Consider the following 17,797-nt stretch of genomic DNA (forward strand, 5'->3'; position numbering starts at 1 on the left):
GCCTGGCTGAACGAACGTTGCGGCCTTCGCCGTTGTTCCCTCCCAGCGCCTGATCGATGGTGGTCGAGCCAAGAACTTCCCTACACCATCGAGGAATTCAGATGAGTGCGCGTGACTGGGGCGTGCTGTTCGTCCTGTGCGGTGCGATTTTCCTGGAAGGCATCGACGTGGCCATGCTCAATGTGGCCCTGCCGTCCATCCGCTCCGATCTCGGCTTGTCCACCGGCGAGTTGCAGTGGGTGATGAGCGCGTACGTCCTCGGCTACGGCGGCTTCATGCTGCTGGGAGGACGGGCCGCCGATCTCTTCGGCCGCCGCCGGATGTTCGTCCTCTGGCTCACCGTCTTCCTGCTCTTCTCCGGCCTCGGCGGATTCGCCACCGACGGCTGGACGCTGATCGTCGCGCGATTCGTCACCGGTGTCGCCGCCGCCTTCATGACTCCGGCCGGACTCTCCATCATCACGACGAGTTTTGGCGAGGGCCCGCGGCGCGACAAGGCCCTGCTGGTCTACTCCGGTACCGCCGCGGGCGGCTTCTCGGTCGGTCTGGTCGTCGGCGGGCTGCTCGCGGCGGCCGACTGGCGGTGGGTGTTCTTCGCTCCGGTCGTCCTGTCCTCGGTGATCCTGACCGCCGCGCTCGCGCTCCTGCCGCGCTCGCCGCGGACGGACCGGACCGGACAGAGCGTCGACCTGGCCGGTTCGGTCAGTATCACCGGCGCCATCGTGCTGCTCGTCCTCGCTGTCGAACGTGCCTCTCACACCGGTATCGGCTGGACACTCGGCACCTTCGCGGCGGGCCTGGTCCTCCTCGCGGCCTTTGTCGCCGTCGAGCGGCGCTCGTCCTCTCCGCTCGTGCGCCTGGGCATCCTCCGCAACGCTTCACTGGTCCGGGCCAACCTCGCCGGGCTGCTGTTCGCGGCCGGCTTTTTCGGGTTCCAGTTCCTCGTGGTGCTGTATCTGCGGGAGTTGCGCGGCTGGTCGACTGTCCAGACGAGCTTCGCGATGATCGTCATCGGCATCGACGCGATCCTCTCGCCCACTCTCACACCCAGGCTGGTGCGCCGGTTCGGCAACGCCAAGGTGATTTCCGGCGGACTGCTGCTGGCCGCGCTCGCGTACGCCCTGTTCCTGCCCGTCGGGGCCGACTGGACATATCCGGCGATGTTCCCGGCGCTGATCACCCTTGGCCTCGCCTTCGCGCTGGCCTATGGACCTCTCACCATCGTCGCCATGGAAGGTGTCGAGGAGCGGGAGCAAGGACTGGCCGGCGGCCTGCTGTACACCTCCTTCCAGTTCGGTGCCGCTCTCGGTCTCTCCACCGTCACCGCGGTCAATGTCGCCGCGACCGATTCGGACGCGCCGGCGGCCCTGCTCGACGGTTACCACGCCGCCCTGGTCGTCCCGCTCGCCGCCGCTCTGCTCGCCCTCCTGGTCAGTGTCCTCGGGCCGCGGTCTCCGAAGGGCACGGCACTCGCGTCCGAAGACGTCGCGAACCGGACAGAGACACCCGCTCCGCACTGATCGCGCGAGGAGCCCCTCATGACCGCCAAAGCCAGTGACTTCTCCGACATCCGAGACACTTTCTTCAGCCATGTCCGCAGCATCAAGTACGCCACGATGATCACCGTCGACGGGAAGAACCGCCCGCGCGCCCGCGTGCTGCTCCCGGTCTGGGAAGTCGTCGACGGCCGCCCGGTCGGCTGGCTCGCCGCCTACCGGACCCTCGTCAAGACGGCACATCTCGCGGGCAATCCGCACACCACGTACGCGTACTGGAGCCCCCGCCAGGATGCCGCTTTCGTCGACAGCGTCTCGGCCTGGGCCGAGGACGAGGAGTCCAGACGGCATGTCTGGGATCTGTACATCAAGGGCGGTCCGCCGGGAGTGGGCTACGACCCGGTCCAGTACTGGCGCGGCGGCCCTGATGATCCCCAGTACCACGTGATCCGTATCGAACCCTGGCGGATCCAGCTCGTACGGGGCTCTGACCTGAGCAGCACCATCTGGTATCTCGACGGCTGACCCGATCCGTCCCGGGACGCGGCCCGTTCGCCACGGTGTTGAGCCGTCGCGCGCGCCGGCCGTGACCGGGCCCTCGTCAGCGCTCGGCACGCTGAGCGGTGGTCGTGTCCCGCAGGGCGTCGAGCAGTCTGCGCAGCGCGGGCTGGGCCGGCGCCGGCTCCCGTATCGCCGCGTAGATCGTTCTGACCGGCTCCGGATTGCGGACCGGGCGCACGGCCACGGCGGGGTGGCGGCTGCCGAGACCCATCTCCGGAATCAGACTGACGCCGAGCCCGGCGGCGACAAACCCTTGTGCCGTGGCGTAATCCCCGCTCTCCACCACGAAGTTCGGACTGAAGCCGGCCGCACCGCAAGCGTCGAGAACAGGGTCCAGACACGGGCCGGGCTGGTCGTTGCCGACCCATGGCTCGTCGGCGAGATCGGTCAGATCGAGCTCGCGCTTGGCGGTGAGCCGATGTCCCTCGGGCAGCACGGCGAAGTACCTGTCATCGAGCAGATGCACAAACCGAATGCCGTCGGCGGAGAGCTGTCCCCGGGGCCGGACCACCAGCGCGATGTCGGCGAGGCGGTCCCGCACTTTGGGCAGCGGGTCCTCGGGATCGCTCAGCTTCAGCTCGACCTGCACGCCGGGCTGGTCGCGACGGAGCGCGGCCACGGCGGGTGCCACCAGCGTGGCTCCCGCCGTGGCGAAGTAGCGGACCACCACGCGGCCCGTCCGCCCTGCCCGCAGCTCGGCCAGCGCGACCTCCGCCTCGGCGAAGTGCCGGTCGATGACGGCCGCGTAATCGGTGAGGAGCCGGCCGGCCTCCGTCGGCCGCACGCCTCGGCCGGTCCGCTCCAGCAAGGAGATACCGGCCTCCTTCTCCAGCACCGCCATCTGCTGGCTGACCGCCGAGGGTGTGTAGCCGAGATTCCGTGCCGCCGCGGTGACCGATCCACTGGTGACCACCGCCCGCAGCAACTGCATGCGCCGTCTGTCAAGCATGTAGAAGAGCTTAACTCTTCATCCAGATCTTTTCGCTTGTCTTACAGCAGCCGCCAAGGCACCGTACGACCAGAACTACTTGGACCACTTGCCGGGAGGCGGACAGTGCTCAGCGGCTCACGCGGAACTCTCCTACGTATGGCCGTCCTCGCCCTGCTGTGGGGATCGGGCTTCCTCTGGATAAAGATCGCCCTGGACGGCGGCCTGTCGCCCCTCCACATCACCGTCATCCGGTGCGCGCTGGGAGCGCTGGTCCTGCTGGTCCTGGCGCGCTCCGCCCGTCAGCGGCTGCCGCGCGACCGCAGGACATGGGGCCATCTCGTCGTGGCCGCCTTCTTCTGCAACGCCTTGCCGTTCTTTCTGTTCAGCTACGGCGAACAGACCGTGGACTCCGGCGTCGCCGGAGTCCTCAACGCCACAACTCCCCTGTGGTCCTTCGCCATTGGAGTCGGACTCGGCATGGAGCGCGGCTTCCGTCCGCTCCGGCTGACCGGCCTCCTGCTCGGCTTCGGCGGCGTCCTGCTCATCTTCGCTCCCTGGCACCAGGCCGGCCTGACCGGCAAGGGCGCGCTGGCGCTCCTCGCGGCAGCCCTCAGTTACGCCGTGGCGTTCGCCTATATGGCACGCCATCTCATCGGCCGGGAGACCGCTCCGCTCGCCCTCTCGGCGGCCCAGCTCCTCATGGCGACCGGCCTGACGATGTCCGTCCTGCCCGCCGCTCCCAGCGCCTCGGCCACGCCCACACTCACCGCGTGGATCGCCGTCGTAGTGCTGGGCATCTGCGGTACGGGCATCACCTTCCACCTCAACTCCCGGCTCATAGCGGACGAGGGCCCGACCGCCGCCGCGACCGTCGGCTATCTGTTACCGGTGGTCTCGGTGGCCCTGGGCGCGATCGTCCTCGACGAAGAGCTGGGGCTCCGCATCATCGCGGGGATGGCCGTGGTGCTCCTCGGCGTGGGACTGACGCGCGGCCGGAAACCCGGCCCCGGTCCGGCCGCCGAGGTCACCACCGCCGAGTCGCCGCGAAGCACTGGATCACCGAGCGAAGCAACCTCCGCATCACCCACCGGAACGACCACCGGCTCAACCACCGGATGAACGGATCATGCAGTCCAACTCGCCTTGGCGGAACGCCGACTTCCGCGCCCTGTTCACCGCGACCAGCCTCAGCCAGTTCGGCACCAACATCGGCTATGTCGCCGTCCCGCTCATCGCCGTGTCCGCTCTCGACGCGGGCCCTGGCCAGGTCGGCGCGCTCGCCACCCTGAGCACCATCGCCTTTCTCCTCATCGGTCTGCCCGCCGGAGCGTGGGTGGACCGGATGCGCCATACGCGTGTGCTGATCACCGCGGACCTGGCACGAGCGGTGTTGTTCGCCTCCGTCCCACTGGCCTGGTGGCTGGACACCCTCACACTCTGGCAGTTGTACGTGGTCGTCGTACTGAACGGCTGCGCCACGGTCTTCTTCGACGTCGGCTCGCAGAGTGTGCTTCCGAAACTGGTCGGCCGTGACGGTCTGGTGCGGGCCAACTCCGCGGTGATGACACTCATAGCCGTCGGCAATGTGGCCGGACGAGGAGCGGGCGGCGGACTCGTCCAACTCCTCACGGCGCCTCTGGCCGTGGCGTGCACAGCCGTGAGCTATCTGGCCTCGGCCCTACGCCTCAGTGTCATCCGCGGCACACCGGCCGCCGCACCGCCCCTGCCCGGCCGGCCCACCCGGCTGGCGGCGCGGATCGGAGAGGGACTGCGCCATGTCTTCGGCAACAGGGAACTACGGGCGCTCGCGCTGACCGCGGCCCTCACCAACTTCGGCTACCAGATCATCAACACCATGCTGCCCGTGCTGTTCGTCCGCGAACTCGGCCTCTCCGCCGGCGCGCTGGGTCTGTTCTGGGCCATGGGCGGAGTCGGTCTGCTCCTCGGAGCACGCTGCGCCCGTCCCATCGCCGGACGTCTCGGCTACGGCCGTACTCTGGGCTTCGCCGGGCTGTGCCTGGCGCCCGCCGGATTGCTCATACCACTGATCGACCGTGGTCCCTGGCTGTGGCCGGCGGGATTCGGCTGGCTGCTGGCCATGTTCAAGACGGGCGTGGACAACGTGCTCGGCGTCAGTCTGCGGCAGCGGATGACGTCCGATTCCCTCCTCGGCCGTATGAACGCCACCTTCCGCTTCCTGCTCACCGGCTCACTCGCCATCGGCTCCGCCGTGGCCGGCATGATCGGCCAACTGACCACTGTGCACACCACGCTGTGGGTTGGCGGCGCTGTCGTGGCGACGGCTTTCCTGCCCGTCTTCCTCTCGCCGGTCCGCACACGCCGCGAACTGCCCCAGGAAGGCATTTACCCGGAGGACGGGCCGGAAGTCCCGCTACGCGCGCACGGTGCGGCGCCGCTCTGACAGTCGCGGCCGCTGTCGGCGGTCTTGTCGAATCTGACGCGGGCGGCGATGGGCAGGTGATCGCTGCCCGTCGCAGGCAGCGACCAGACACGAGGCACGGTGCCCGACCGCGCCATGATCTGGTCGATCCGGGCCAGCGGAAAGCCCGCGGGCCAACTGAACGCGAAACCGGACCGTGGCGCGTTCAACCGGGAGCTGAGCGGAGCCAGACCGCGGTCGTCCATGGTGCTGTTGAGGTCCCCGACCAGAATCACCCTGTCCAGCCGCTCAGTGGCTATCGCCGCACCGAGAAGGGCCGCGCTCTCGTCCCGCCTCGCCGAGGTGAGTCCCTCGGCCAAACCGATACGCACCGACGGAAGGTGAGCGACATAGACAGCGACATCGCCTTGTGGAGTCCTGGCCGTCGCTCTCATTCCACGGTCCCAGCCCTCCTCGATGCCCTCCGGTCTGATGTCCACGCGTCGCACATCGACCAGAGGAAACTTCGACCACAGTCCGACCGTTCCCACGGTCGCGTGATGGGGATAGTCCGGCGCCAGAACCGCCGCGAAGTCCGGCAGAGCGGGCGGTGTCAATTCCTCCAAGGCGATGAGCTCGGCTCCGGGCTTGAGCAGCTTTCGCGCGGTGCCCGAAGGATCCCGGTTCTCATCGCTGACATTGTGCTGGAGCACGGTGATGTCGTATTCCGGTCCCGGACGGGAGACCAGCAGGCCGCCGAAGAGACTGAACCAAGCCAGCACAGGCAACAACGACGCACACCAAACGACCACCGAGCGGCGCGGCAAGGCCAGCCCCAGGAGCACCGGGACACTCAGTCCGAGCCAGGGAAGGAATGTCTCCAGGAGACTTCCCAGCCGGCCGACGTCATTCGGCAGAGCGGTATGGAAGACCAGCAGACACGCCACCAGCACGGAGAGCAGGACCAGCACACGGTCCCACATCCGCTCACCGAGGAACCGCGAACGGGACCTCACCACGCCTGTCCCCATGCCGCCCTCTCCGCCTGTCACCGTCCGCGTACGTCCCAGTGCGGCTCGCCGTGTCACAGCCACGAACACGAGCCGCACGATACGACGACGCCAAGATCACTGATCCGGTTCCGGAATCGCACGGCGACCACGGTCGGGCCCGGCATACGGACCCGGCCTACGCCTCGGCGACCGGCCGGTAGGTGCAGACATGCACACCCGTGCCGCTGGTGACGCTGGAGACCAGCTCCAGCGTGCGCAACACACCGTCGTCGAGGAAGATCCGCTTACCGCCGCCGAGAAGCACCGGCATGATCATGAGCCGGAGCTCGTCGACCAGGCCCTCGCGCAGGAGAGCGCGTACGAGCGTGGGGCTGCCCATGACCAGCAGGTCGCCGCCGTCGGTCCCGCGCAGTTCCCGGATGCGGGCGACGGCCTTGTCACCGGGGAGGCGCGTGGTGTTCTGCCAGGTCAGCTCGGCGTCGTCCAGCGTCTCGGACACGACGTACTTCGGGATGGCGTTCATCCGGTCGGCGAACGGGTCACCGGCCCGCTCGGGCCACGCCGCGGCCATCGACTGCCAGGTGCGGCGCCCGAACAGCAGCGCACCGGCCTTGGTCAGCGCGTCGTCGAAAGCACCGCCCACCACCTCCGGGTCGAAGAACGGATGCGACCAGCCGCCGTGGGCAAACCCACCGTCGGTGTCCTCTTCTGGTCCGCCCGGCGCCTGCACCACGCCGTCCAGGCTCATGAACTCACTGATCACCATGCGCATGGAATCGCTCCTGTTCCTCGTTGGGAAGTCACGGTGAAGGAGACCGCCGCGCCGCCTCAAAATCATCGCGCCACTCGATCCCGCGGTGGTGATGTAGAACACATGGTCGCCCGTCTCTCCGACCACGGCCATAGGTGTCGAGCGGCGCGGCCGGCCCGGTGCGTGTCCACCGCTGTCGAGGAGCGAGCCGCCGGCATCCGGTGCGTCCGGCCGACGGCCTGCCCTCGTATCGATACGTTCGGCCAACAGGCCCTCCGTCAGATGATGTTGACGCCATCGAGTCCCCCTGTGACGCTCGTCGCATGAACGGGGATGAACTGTCGGTCCGCCTTGCCCGGAACGCCGTCGCGGAGTTGGCTCCGGGCGAACTGAATCTCTTCGAGGAGACAACCGCCGATTTCTTCACCGTGCCGCACGCGGCACGTCAGGCGCCTGTCCGCGCGGAGCCGCTGGGCATGGGTGTCGAGACCATCGGTGTACTGATCACCACCGTGGCTCTGGCGGCATCGGTCGAAGTGGTAAAGCAACTGTCCGTCCAGGCGGTCGACGCGGCCGGAGAGCGGATGCGGCCGTGGATCACACGGTGGTTCCGGCGCCGCCGGTCAGGTCCCGAACCCGACCCGCTGCCGATTGCGCCCGTGCGGCCCGGCGGCACCGCCGCGAGCGGCCCGCCGACCGCGCTGCCCGCGCTGCCGCCCGAAGAACTGCTGCGGCTGCGCGGGATCGCCGTCGTACGCGCGAAGGCCCTCGGCCTGCCGGAGGAGCGGGCCGAACTTCTCGCGGACGCCATCATCGGCGGGCTGATCACCAGCCCGGGCACCGCCGCCACGCCGCGCACCGAGCCCACAGCGGAGTGACAGCCGACTCAACTGCCCCGGCCGTCCGGCCGAATCCATTCGCCGTGGCGTCCGGGACAACGCTGCGTTTCGGTCTGCTCGTCGTCGCCATGTCCGGGGCCGCCACAACCGTGGGCTCGGCCTATACCGGCTGGCTCGTCATCGGCCTCGACGACATCGATCCGATGGCCTACCGCTCCTGTGTCTTCCGCCTTATCGCGGACATGGACGCCGGCCGCCCCACCCCGCCGTCCGAGGACTGGCGCGAGATCTGCGGGGGCCCCTCGCCACTCGGCTCCACCATGGTCGGCCTGGCGTCGCTGCTGCTGTTCTGGGCCGCCGTACTGGTGCTGTACTGGCTCCAGCCCTCCCTGCGGATCCGCCGTCGCCGACTGCGCCCGTTCCCGGTCGACCGACTGCCCGGACAGGCCCGCGAACTCGCGGAGTTGCGTACCGCCGCAGGCGTCAGGGAACCGGTCCGCTATCTGGTGAACCTGCTGGATCCGGCCGTGACCGGGCTCGCCTTCGGCCGGCGCGGCAGACGCTATGTGATGCTCAGCCGCGGGCTGCTCCAACTCCACGACGAGGATCCGACGGCCTACCGCGCGATCGTCCTCCACGAGCTGGCTCATCTGCGCAACCGCGATGTCGACATCGCCTTCCTCACCGACTCCGCCTGGCGGGTGTTCCTGCTGGGACTGCTCGTTCCCGGCGTAATCGGGATGCCGCTCACCCCGCTGCTGACCCCGTCCCTCTCGGGCCCGCTCTCCTTCTATCTGCTGTCCGCCTGCCAGTTGACACTGCTCGGTGTGCTCATACCGCTCGCCCGGAAGTCCGTGCTGCGCAGCCGTGAACTGCACGCCGACGCGCGGGCCGCGCTGACGTCCGACGGCGCGGCGGGACTGACCTCCGTCCTCTCCGGCGCCGCCACCGACAGCGCCGCCGAGGACGGCACCACATCGACGCAGACGCCGGACATTCTGCGCACCCATCCCACGTCCGGGACGCGACTGCGAGCCCTGGCCGACCCTGGTCTGCTCTTCACGTTCACTCCCCGCATCGCCTTCGCGCTCGGCGTGGCCGCCACCTTCTCGTACGAGCCGGTCACCGATCTGGTCGCCGACATCTCCGGGACCGACCGCTACGGCCCGCTGGCGCTGCTGCCCCTCGCGCTTGTCCTCGGCGTCGGCCTGGCCCTCGGGATCTGGCGCGCCGAATTGGCCGCCTGTCTGACCGGCCGGCCATGGGAGCACGCCGACTCCGTCGGCAGATGGCTCGGGTCCGGGCTGGTGCTCGGGACCATCGGCTCCGAGTCGTACGCGGCGTCACTCGGCTCGGCCGTCGAGATCCCGCTGTCCACGATGTACTTCTCCTGGCTGGTGCTGATGGGCGGTGGCTATCTCGCCGTACGGTGGACCGCCGGCACCGCCCGCGCCTGGGCGCCCGTCGTCGTCTCCGGGAAGCATCCCCGGGCGGTGATCCTGGGCACGGTCGGTGCCCTCGTTGTGCTGCTCAGCGTCTGGCTCAGCTATCTGCTGCAACTGGGCTCCTGGTCCGAGGCACTCGGAGCGAGCGACCGATTCCGTCAGTACTCCGCTGTCACGCGGTTCTTCATCGGAGCCGTGCTTCAGCCGGTCGTCCTGGTGCCACCGCTGGTGATGATCGGTCTGCTGGTGGGTACGGCGCTGATCCCGATGCTTGGCGGCGTTGTGGCCCGCCGTACGGCTGTGCGGCCCCCACATCGTTTCGTCATCGGCGAGGCGCCCGGCGACTGGCGGCCACCACCTCCGGAACCGGGCCCCGGCGTCGCCTTGCGTACCGCGCTGTGGATCTCCGGCGTCGGCGCCGTCTTCTGCTGGTCGGCGCACCTGCTGAGCGCGCTGTTCGCGCCGGAGATCCTGCTGCCGACCAGCTTTACGCAGGGACTGACACTGGCCGGCCTGGTGCAGGTGGTGGTGGCGCTGGTGGTGGAACGCCGGACCCGGGCGGCGGCCCGTGAGCTGCGTCTGCTGCACGCCGTCCTGGCGGCAGCGGTCACCGGCGCCGTACTGCACCTCACGCTGATCGTCAGCCGGGACCATTTCGGCTGTGTGCACTGGGGATTCGCCGCCTCCGAGTACTGCCGGTTCGTGCCGGAGGCCAGCGAGTGGCGGATCGTGCTGTTGACCCAGTCCTGGGGCCTGTTCGCGGCCACGGTGGTGGTCCTGCTGCGTATCGCCCTGGCCCGGGACCCGCGCAAGCGCGGCCGGCGGATGTTCGGGCGGCGGCGTGGGGCGTGAGGAACATCCATGTCGGATCGTGCGCTGAGGGCTGTCCTGTAATTCCAGGTGGATCAGCGCGCGGCGTTGGATGCGGTGGATCGCACGGCGAGGGGCGCTCGCATACGGAATGTATCCGGGCGTTCCGACAACGCGGCGAGGCGCCATAGCTGTCGTCGCGTGCCCGCCAGGGATTACGGGACAGCCCTGAGGCACGGCAGGCGGTCAGCCGGCCAGGTGCTTGCCGAAGAACTCGGTGAGCTGAGCGACGGCGGGGGTGACGTATTCGTCCTTGTCGTACAGGTCGATATGGGTGGCGCCGTCGATGACGACGAGTTCCTTGGGCTCGGCCGCCTTCTCGATCGCTTCCCGGCTGAAGTAGGCGCTCTCCGCCTCCGAACCGGCGATCATCAGCAGGGGACGGGGCGAGATGAGCCGGATCATCGCGTACGAGTCGTACTGGGCGAGCAGGTCGACGCTGCGCAGCACCCATCCCTGGTTCGCGCGGGGGCCCTCGGAACGCTCGGCCCGGTCGGACCTCACCAGCGATCAGATCGAAGCCTCGTCGCTCGGCGAAGGCACGGCGCACGGACGCAGCACCATGAGCGAGTCTTCCAAGGCCGCCGCCATGGCGAAGGAGAACCGGTCGAGCTCAAGACAGAGTGCGACGTCATCAGGATGGACTCCCTGACGCACACCCTCCGCCAGCTCGGCGGCGGCGCGCGACGCGGCAGCGCGGCGGAGGTAGTCAGCGGCGTCCGTCCGGGCCTCGGTGGCTCTCCGAGCGATGTAGTGAGCGCACGCCAGGTCTTCATCGGCGTGCCCATCGTCGCCAGTGACCACGAACGTGACACGGTCACACTCGCGTGTCCGCAAGAGCCGGGCCGTTGCCTCCGCCACCACGAAGCCGGCGCACAGCACCAGCGACGCCTCCTTGACCGCGAGGGCGCCGACCGTGCCTGCCGTGGTCTTCTGGACAACGGTCCGTCCGCCAAGGTCAATGGAGCGCAGCAGGCCCGGCGAGTTGACGGTGTCGAACCCGGGCGCAAGCGGACCGTCTTTGAGCGCCACCCAATCCGGATGGGAAGTCTTGAGCGCCAGGGCTTCGTCCAGCGACTCAGCAAGAACGATCTTTTCCGCGCCCTGGGCGAAGGCCCAGGCAGCCACGGTGAAAGCACGCATCACGTCGACCACGACGGCCACGGACGGCGCTTCGACCAGCTCAGCGGTGCCAAGGAAACGAGCGTCCATCCGGTCATGATCGCGCACGTCCGACCCGAAGCGCCCAGGCAGTGATACGCATCACATCATCGGTCCCGGAATGCGACACCTCCGGCTGCCCGCGTCGCGAAAGCGGTGCGCGACGACGCGTGCGCGGCGACGCGCCTTACGCGGCCGGAGGCCGAATGGCGGTGGATTCACGGACGATGAGGCGGTATCCGGGCCGGGGCCGCCGCGGCTCGGGCATGGCGGACCCCGAGAGCCGTTCGACGAGAATGTCGACGGCGAGCCGGGCGATGGCCTGTTTGTCCGGTGCGATCGTGGTGAGAGTGGTGGCGCCGTAACGGCACTCCTCGATGTCGTCGAATCCGATGACGGCCACGTCCCCGGGAACGCGCAGTCCGCGTTCGGTGAGTGTGCGCATGGCGCCGATGGCGATGAGGTCGTTGTAGGCGAAGACGGCGTCGGGCTGTTCGCCGCGGTCCAGCAGCGCGGCCATGGCCGCGGCGCCGTCCTCACGCCCGTATCCGTCGGTGACCACCACCAGGGCTTCCTCGGGCGTGACACCGGCGGCGGTCAGTTCCTCGCGCCAGCCGCGCAACCGCAGATGCGCGGGCTGGCGTTCGCGGCCGGTGCGTGAGCCCAGGAACGCGATCCTGCGGTGGCCCCGGTCGATGAGATGCCGTACCGCGGTGCGGGCCGCCGCGACATTGTCGATCGCGATGTGGTCGTAAGGAGCCTCGTACTCCCGCTCGCCGAGCAGTACCAGCGGCGCCGTCTCGGTACGGGCCATCAGGTCCTCGGTCTCCAGGTGGATGGGGCTGAGGATGAGTCCGTCGATGACATGGGACCGGAAGCCCTGGCTCACCAGGAGTTCCTTCTCGCGCAGCCCGGCGGTGTGATCGACCAGCACGGTGTAGTCGTGCCGCGCCGCCGCGTCGACGACCGCGCCCGCGAGCTCGGCGAAGTACGGGTTGCCGAACTCCGGGACGGCCAACGCGATAATGCCGGTGCGGCCCTTGCGCAGATGGCGGGCGGTGAGGTTCGGACGGTAGCCGAGTTCGTCGATGGCCTGCTGCACCTTGGCCCGCATCTGAGGCGTGACGTGCTGGTAGTTGTTCACCACGTTCGACACGGTCTTGATGGACACGCCCGCCCGCTGCGCAACGTCCTTGAGGCTGACGCCCACGGCACTCCTTGCTTCGACATGGCTCGGTTCGGCATGACACGGTCGGATCCCGGCCGGATCAGGTGGATTCGCGGCCTCGCGCGAGATAGCGCTGCGCCACAACGACGACAATAAGGAAGCCGCCGCTGACCACCGATTGGTAGGAGGAGTTGAGCGAACCGATCTGGTTGATCAGATTCTGGATGACGGCCAGCAGCAGAACGCCCCAGAGGGTGCCGCTCACCGTACCGGCACCGCCGATGAGCAGTGTGCCGCCGATGACGACGGCCGAGATCGCGTCGAGCTCCATCCCTACGCCGACGATGGTCACGCCGGAGGAGAGCCGCGCCGCGCTGAGCGCTCCGGCCAGTCCGGCCAGCAGCCCGCTCAGGGTGTAGACGAGGATCTTGGTACGGGCGACGGGCAGGCCCATCAGCGTGGCGGCGTCGTCGCTGCCGCCGACGGCGAACAGGGTCTGTCCGAACGAGGTGCGCTGGAGCAGCAGGCCGCCGGCGCCGAACAGCGCCAGCGCGATCAGGACGGGATGGCCGAAGCCGCCCACGCTGCCCTGACCGAGTGCGGCGAAGGCGGAGTCCTTGGGCACCAGATAGGTGGTCGCGCCCTCGTCGGTGACGGCGAGCAGCAGCCCGCGCGCGGCGAGCAGCGTGGCGAGAGTGACGATGAACGGCGCCATTCCGGCGCGTGCGACGAGGAGTCCGTTGATCAGGCCGATGCCACCGCACACCACGAGAGGCACCAGCAACGCGGGCAGCAGTCCCCACTGCGAGGCCCAGGCGGCGAGCACACCACCGAGCGCGAATACGGACCCGACGGACAGGTCGATGCCACCGCTGATGATGACCAGGGTCATTCCGAGAGCGACCACGGCCAGGAAGGACGCCTGTACGGTCACGCCGCGCGCGTTGTCGAGGGTGGCGAAGGTCGGATAGACGTACGAGGCGATGAGCACGACGGCCAGCAGCACGGCGAGGACGCCCTGGCGCTGGACGAGTCCGGCGAGGCGTACGCGGGCCGGCGCGGAGCCGGCCGTCGGGCGTGGTGTGGTGCTTCCGGCCGCGGCGGGTTCCGGGCCGGACACTCGCGTCCCGTCCGTGCGGACGGGTGTGGTTTCGTTCATCGGGACCGACGCTCCCGGGCGACGTAGACGGCGGCGACGATGATGGCCGCCTGGGCGATCTGTGCGGTGGAGTCGGGCAGGTCGTGCTTGACGAGAGTGGCCCGGAGCAGTTGCATCAGCAGCGCTCCGGCGACGGTGCCGAGCACGCGCACGGAGCCACCGTTGAGCGGAGTGCCGCCGACCACGACCGCGGTGATGGCGGAGAGCTCCATCAGGGTGCCGAGCGAGGAGGGATCGCTCGCGGTGAGCCGGGCGGTGGCGAGGATGCCGGCGAGCGCCGCCAGCACACCGCAGAGCACATACACACCTGTCAGGACACGGCGGACGGGCAGTCCGGCCAGCGCGGCGGCGGACCGGTTGCCCCCGACCGCGACGATCTGGCGGCCGAATGTGGTGCGCCGCACCAGCAGGGCGACGGCGACGGCGAGCACGCCGGCGATCAGGACGACCAGAGGGACGCCGAGGAAGGAGCCGGTGCCGAGCGCCAGCACATCGGGGTTGACGATCTGTTTGAGCCGGCCGTCGGCCACGACGAGGGCCAGGCCCCGGCCGCCGACGAACAACGCGAGGGTGGCGACGATGGGTTGCAGCCCGATCACCGAGACCAGCGCGCCGTTGACCGCTCCGACGACCGCGCCCGCGAGCAGCGCGACGGCGAGCGCGGGTATCAGCCCGTAGCCGAGATAGAGCGGCAGGAGCGCGGTGGCGAGCGCCATGGTCGAGCCGACGGAAAGATCGACGCCCTCGGTGCCGATGACCAGGGCCATGCCGAGGGCCACGATGACGACGGGAGCGACCTGGACGAGCTGGGTGCGCAGGTTGTCGGCGGTCATGAAGTGGTCGGTGAACAGCGCGTTGAAGAGCAGCAGCGCCGCCACGGCCACGTACACGCCGTACTCCTGGTACCAGGAGGGATCGCGCAGCCGCGCGAACGCGCTCGCCGGCGCGGACATGGTGGCCTGGGTCATCGCGGGTCCTCCTGAGCGTCCGGTGTCCGCTCCTCGGTCGTCGGCGGTTGGTCGGCGAGCACTTCGAGGAGCCGGTCCTCGCCCACCTCGTCGCCCACCAGCTCGCCCGCCAGGGCGCCGCCGCGCAGTACGAGGATCCGGTCGGCGCCCTCGACGAGTTCCTCGATGTCGGAGGAGATGAGCAGCACGGCGAGGCCCTCACGGGCGAGATCGTCGATGAGGCGCTGCACCTCGGCCTTGGCGCCGACGTCGATGCCGCGGGTGGGTTCGTCCAGCAGGAGCACCTTGGGTTCCAGACAGAGCCAGCGCGCGAGCAGCACCTTCTGCTGGTTGCCGCCGGAGAGTTCGCCGACCTTCTGTTCCGGGCTGGACGCCTTGATCCGCAGGCGTTTCATGAAGATGTCGACGACGCGGTCCTGCCGGGAGCGGGAGACGACTCCGGCGCGGGAGAGACGGGGCAGTGCGGCCAGCACGATGTTCTCGCGTACGGAGAGGCCCGGGACGATGCCTTCGGCCTTGCGGTCCTCGGGCAGCAGGCTGATGCCCGCGCGGACGGCGCCGGCCGAGGTGAGCCGGCGCAGCCGCCGTCCGCCGACGGTGAGTTCTCCGGCGTCCAGGTCGAGGGCGCCCGCGAGTGCCTTCGCCGTCTCGCTGCGGCCGGAGCCCAGAAGCCCGCCGAGGCCGAGTACCTCTCCCGCGTACAGCGACAGCGAGATGTCGTGGAGCCGGTGGCGGCTGGCCAGGCCGGTGGCGGTGAGGACAGGAGTGCGGGCGGCGTCGTGTCCCTCGGCCGCGAAGCTGGTCAGACCGGTGCGCCGGACCTCGGACAGGTCCCGGCCGAGCATCATCGAGACCAGCCGCATCCTGTCGATCCCGGCGAGGTCGCCGGTGTGGATGTGGCGGCCGTCGCGGAGCACGGTGACCCGGTCACAGATCCGGTAGAGCTCGTCCATGCGATGGCTGACATAGAGCACCGCTATGCCTCGGCCGCGTAGCTGTCCGATCACGCGGAAGAGGGTCTCCACCTCGCGGGGTTCCAGTGAGGAGGTGGGTTCGTCCATGACCACGACACGCGCGTCGACCGAGACGGCCCGGGCGAGCGCGACCATCTGCTGGGTGCCGAGTCCGAGCCGGTGCAGAGGACTTCGAGGGTCGACGCGTACGCCGAAACCGTCGAGCAGTCCGACCGCCTCACGGTTCATCCGAGGGAAGTCGATCAGACCCAGCCGGTTCCTCGGTTCGCGGCCGAGGAAGATGTTGCGCGCCACGCTCATCAGCGGGACGAGGTTCACCTCCTGGTAGACGGTGGAGATGCCGGCCCGTTGTGCCTCGGCGGGACGGGCGAACCTCACCGGCTCGCCCGCCATGCGCAGTTCGCCGCCGTCGGGCCGGTATACGCCGGTGAGCACCTTGATGAGAGTGGACTTGCCGGCGCCGTTCTCTCCGACGAGGGCATGGGTCTCGCCGGCGCGCAGGAAGAAGGAGACGTCGTCGAGCGCGCGGACGCCCGGGAACCGTTTGCTGACCGAGCGCGCTTCGAGCACCGTGCCGGTCCCGGCGGGCGCGTCCGGCCGCCGTTCCTGAGGTTCCGCTTCGGGTGGTGCCATGGGTCGTCTGGCCTTCCGCTGTTCCAGAGGGGTGGGGCCGGCAGCCGCCGTGACACGGTGGTGCGGCACGACGGCGGTGAAGGAGCCGGGCGCGTGGGTCAGTAGGCTCCACCGAGCGATGCCTTGGCGTTGGAGTCGTCGTACGCGCGGTCGCTGATGATGACGTTCTCCGGGATCTTCTCGCCGGCGTAGAACTTCTGGGCGGTGGCGAAGGCCAGCGGGCCGAAGCGCGGGTTGGACTCGATGACGGCGTTGTACTCGCCGTTGACGAGTGCCTGGACCGCGTTACGGGTGCCGTCGACGGAGACGATCTTCACATCCTTGCCGGGCTTCTTCCCGGCCGCCTTCAGCGCGGTGACGGCGCCGAGGCCCATCTCGTCGTTCTCGGCGTAGACGGCGGTGATGTCGGGCTTGGACTGGATGAGCTGCTCCATCACCTGCTGGCCCTTGTCGCGGGCGAACTCCCCGGTCTGCTGGGCGACGATCTCCAGCCCGGGAGCCTTGGCCGCGATCTGGTCGACAAAACCCTTGGTGCGATCGGTGGTGACGTTGTTGCCCGAGGCGCCGAGAAGGATGGCGACCTTGCCCTTGCCGTCGGTCGCCTTGATCATCGCGTCGGCCGCGCGCCTGCCCTGCTCCACGAAATCGGAGCCGAGGAAGGCCACATAGTCCTCGCAGGCGGTGGAGTTGACCTTGCGGTCGATCGTGAGGACGGGCACCTTCTTGGCGGCGGCGGCCTTGAACGCGGGCTCCAGACCGTCCGAGTTGAGCGGCGCGACGATCAGGAACTGCGCGCCCTGCGCGAGCATGTCCTGGATGTCGCTGATCTGCTTGGAGAGCTGTGACTGCGCGTTGGTGGTGAGCAGTTTCCTGACGCCGACCCTGGCGGCCTCGTCCTTGATGGACTGGGTCTCGGCGATACGGAAGGGGTTGGCCTCCTTCTCCGACTGGGAGAAGCCGACCACCGCGTCCTTGAGGTCCAGCGCGGGCGCGCCGTATGTCTGGAGCGAGCAGCCGGGACCTGAGGCAGCGTCAGGAGTCTTGGCGGCCTGGGCTTCCTGACCGCTGTCGCCGCTGTCGCCGCCGGTGGTCTCCGACTTGGCACAGCCGGAGGCGGCCAGCGTGGCGGTGGCGGCGAGGAGGCAGGCCACGGCGAAGGTACGGGATCGGCGCTGGGTCATCATGCTCGGGACGCTCCTTGACGGGATGACCGCACGCCGTCCGGCGTGCGTCGGGGCATGGCGGAACGACGTGCCGGCCGGGTCGGCGGCCGGCGTCGCCGCATTCCTCACAGACCCGCTTCGAACTGCGTGAAACCACGGTCGTGAGAGCCTGCGCGGTCTGTCCGCGACTCGGTTTACAACGTTATATATGCGGTGTGACACGGGCGGCAAGAGAGCGGTAAACGCGTTTCCAAAATGTGCCGGCGACCGTGCGACGAGGTCGTT

16 protein-coding genes are annotated in these 17,797 nt (G+C 69.1%); 6 read left to right on the top strand and 10 right to left on the bottom strand.

Features of this window, described 5'->3' with window-relative positions:
- Nucleotides 1–101 precede the first annotated feature (101 nt).
- Together PV679_RS22970 and PV679_RS22975 are read left to right on the top strand one after the other, a co-directional pair.
- Nucleotides 102–1,520, top strand: coding sequence for an MFS transporter (locus tag PV679_RS22970; protein ID WP_319682246.1), 1,419 nt, complete (start codon nt 102–104; stop codon nt 1,518–1,520).
- A gap of 18 nt (nt 1,521–1,538) precedes the next feature.
- Complete coding sequence (locus PV679_RS22975) at nt 1,539–2,021, top strand: pyridoxamine 5'-phosphate oxidase family protein (protein ID WP_319682247.1); 483 nt, start codon at nt 1,539–1,541, stop codon at nt 2,019–2,021.
- Between the two features lie 76 nt (nt 2,022–2,097).
- Here PV679_RS22975 and PV679_RS22980 read toward each other — a convergent pair whose 3' ends face one another.
- Nucleotides 2,098–3,006, bottom strand: a complete 909-nt coding sequence (locus PV679_RS22980; protein ID WP_319682248.1) for a LysR family transcriptional regulator — start codon at nt 3,004–3,006, stop codon at nt 2,098–2,100.
- A 138-nt stretch (nt 3,007–3,144) separates the two neighbouring features.
- On the opposite strand from PV679_RS22980, the gene PV679_RS22985 reads away from it, so the two are divergent.
- Together PV679_RS22985 and PV679_RS22990 are read left to right on the top strand one after the other, a co-directional pair.
- The gene (locus PV679_RS22985; protein ID WP_319682249.1) at nt 3,145–4,107 is read left to right on the top strand and encodes a DMT family transporter; all 963 of its coding nucleotides are present in this window, start codon (nt 3,145–3,147) and stop codon (nt 4,105–4,107) included.
- Nucleotides 4,108–4,114: 7 nt separating this feature from the next.
- A complete protein-coding gene (locus PV679_RS22990) occupies nt 4,115–5,410 on the top strand; it encodes an MFS transporter (RefSeq protein WP_319682250.1) in 1,296 nt (431 codons plus the stop codon).
- Here the strand turns inward: PV679_RS22990 and PV679_RS22995 are convergent.
- Nucleotides 5,353–6,399, bottom strand: a complete 1,047-nt coding sequence (locus PV679_RS22995; protein WP_416069778.1) for an endonuclease/exonuclease/phosphatase family protein — start codon at nt 6,397–6,399, stop codon at nt 5,353–5,355. The two genes, PV679_RS22990 and PV679_RS22995, sit on opposite strands and share 58 nt — an antisense overlap.
- Nucleotides 6,400–6,556: 157 nt before the next feature.
- The gene (locus PV679_RS23000; RefSeq protein WP_319682251.1) at nt 6,557–7,153 is read right to left on the bottom strand and encodes a dihydrofolate reductase family protein; all 597 of its coding nucleotides are present in this window, start codon (nt 7,151–7,153) and stop codon (nt 6,557–6,559) included.
- Between the two features lie 302 nt (nt 7,154–7,455).
- Here PV679_RS23000 and PV679_RS23005 point away from each other — a divergent pair, with 302 nt between their 5' ends.
- A complete protein-coding gene (locus PV679_RS23005) occupies nt 7,456–8,010 on the top strand; it encodes a hypothetical protein (protein WP_319682252.1) in 555 nt (184 codons plus the stop codon).
- Nucleotides 8,011–8,054: 44 nt separating this feature from the next.
- Nucleotides 8,055–10,268: a M56 family metallopeptidase gene (locus PV679_RS23010; RefSeq protein WP_319682253.1), complete on the top strand. Its 2,214-nt coding sequence runs from the start codon at nt 8,055–8,057 to the stop codon at nt 10,266–10,268.
- Nucleotides 10,269–10,472: 204 nt separating this feature from the next.
- On the opposite strand, the gene PV679_RS23015 is transcribed toward PV679_RS23010, so the two are convergent.
- From PV679_RS23015 to PV679_RS23045, 7 genes are all read right to left on the bottom strand, one after another.
- Entirely contained in the window at nt 10,473–10,790 is a 318-nt protein-coding gene (locus PV679_RS23015; RefSeq protein ID WP_416069776.1) for an alpha/beta hydrolase, read from the bottom strand.
- 6 nt (nt 10,791–10,796) lie between these two features.
- A complete protein-coding gene (locus tag PV679_RS23020) occupies nt 10,797–11,498 on the bottom strand; it encodes a 2-phosphosulfolactate phosphatase (protein ID WP_319682254.1) in 702 nt (233 codons plus the stop codon).
- A gap of 136 nt (nt 11,499–11,634) precedes the next feature.
- Nucleotides 11,635–12,657 carry a LacI family DNA-binding transcriptional regulator gene (locus PV679_RS23025; RefSeq protein WP_319682255.1) on the bottom strand — a complete coding sequence of 341 codons (1,023 nt, stop codon included), beginning with the start codon at nt 12,655–12,657 and terminating at the stop codon, nt 11,635–11,637.
- Nucleotides 12,658–12,715: 58 nt separating this feature from the next.
- Nucleotides 12,716–13,774: an ABC transporter permease gene (locus PV679_RS23030; RefSeq protein WP_319682256.1), complete on the bottom strand. Its 1,059-nt coding sequence runs from the start codon at nt 13,772–13,774 to the stop codon at nt 12,716–12,718.
- Complete coding sequence (locus tag PV679_RS23035) at nt 13,771–14,742, bottom strand: ABC transporter permease (protein WP_319682257.1); 972 nt, start codon at nt 14,740–14,742, stop codon at nt 13,771–13,773. Before PV679_RS23035 ends, PV679_RS23030 begins: the two co-directional genes overlap by 4 nt.
- A complete protein-coding gene (locus tag PV679_RS23040; protein WP_319682258.1) occupies nt 14,739–16,349 on the bottom strand; it encodes a sugar ABC transporter ATP-binding protein in 1,611 nt (536 codons plus the stop codon). Before PV679_RS23040 ends, PV679_RS23035 begins: the two co-directional genes overlap by 4 nt.
- Before the next feature lie 98 nt (nt 16,350–16,447).
- Nucleotides 16,448–17,533 carry an ABC transporter substrate-binding protein gene (locus PV679_RS23045; protein WP_319682259.1) on the bottom strand — a complete coding sequence of 362 codons (1,086 nt, stop codon included), beginning with the start codon at nt 17,531–17,533 and terminating at the stop codon, nt 16,448–16,450.
- Nucleotides 17,534–17,797: the final 264 nt, after the last annotated feature.

The sequence above is a fragment of the Streptomyces sp. AK02-01A genome, from assembly GCF_033795305.1.
Taxonomy (GTDB): Bacteria; Actinomycetota; Actinomycetes; order Streptomycetales; family Streptomycetaceae; genus Streptomyces.

Coding starts and splice junctions, on each gene's coding strand:
- PV679_RS23005 (WP_319682252.1), top strand. CDS start 7,456: ATGAACGGGGATGAACTGTCGGTCCGCCTTGCCCGGAACGCCGTCGCG.
- PV679_RS22980 (WP_319682248.1), bottom strand. CDS start 3,006: ATGCTTGACAGACGGCGCATGCAGTTGCTGCGGGCGGTGGTCACCAGT.
- PV679_RS23000 (WP_319682251.1), bottom strand. CDS start 7,153: ATGCGCATGGTGATCAGTGAGTTCATGAGCCTGGACGGCGTGGTGCAG.
- PV679_RS23045 (WP_319682259.1), bottom strand. CDS start 17,533: ATGATGACCCAGCGCCGATCCCGTACCTTCGCCGTGGCCTGCCTCCTC.
- PV679_RS23040 (WP_319682258.1), bottom strand. CDS start 16,349: ATGGCACCACCCGAAGCGGAACCTCAGGAACGGCGGCCGGACGCGCCC.
- PV679_RS22975 (WP_319682247.1), top strand. CDS start 1,539: ATGACCGCCAAAGCCAGTGACTTCTCCGACATCCGAGACACTTTCTTC.
- PV679_RS23035 (WP_319682257.1), bottom strand. CDS start 14,742: ATGACCCAGGCCACCATGTCCGCGCCGGCGAGCGCGTTCGCGCGGCTG.
- PV679_RS22970 (WP_319682246.1), top strand. CDS start 102: ATGAGTGCGCGTGACTGGGGCGTGCTGTTCGTCCTGTGCGGTGCGATT.
- PV679_RS22995 (WP_416069778.1), bottom strand. CDS start 6,399: ATGGGGACAGGCGTGGTGAGGTCCCGTTCGCGGTTCCTCGGTGAGCGG.
- PV679_RS22990 (WP_319682250.1), top strand. CDS start 4,115: ATGCAGTCCAACTCGCCTTGGCGGAACGCCGACTTCCGCGCCCTGTTC.
- PV679_RS22985 (WP_319682249.1), top strand. CDS start 3,145: ATGGCCGTCCTCGCCCTGCTGTGGGGATCGGGCTTCCTCTGGATAAAG.
- PV679_RS23030 (WP_319682256.1), bottom strand. CDS start 13,774: ATGAACGAAACCACACCCGTCCGCACGGACGGGACGCGAGTGTCCGGC.
- PV679_RS23020 (WP_319682254.1), bottom strand. CDS start 11,498: ATGGACGCTCGTTTCCTTGGCACCGCTGAGCTGGTCGAAGCGCCGTCC.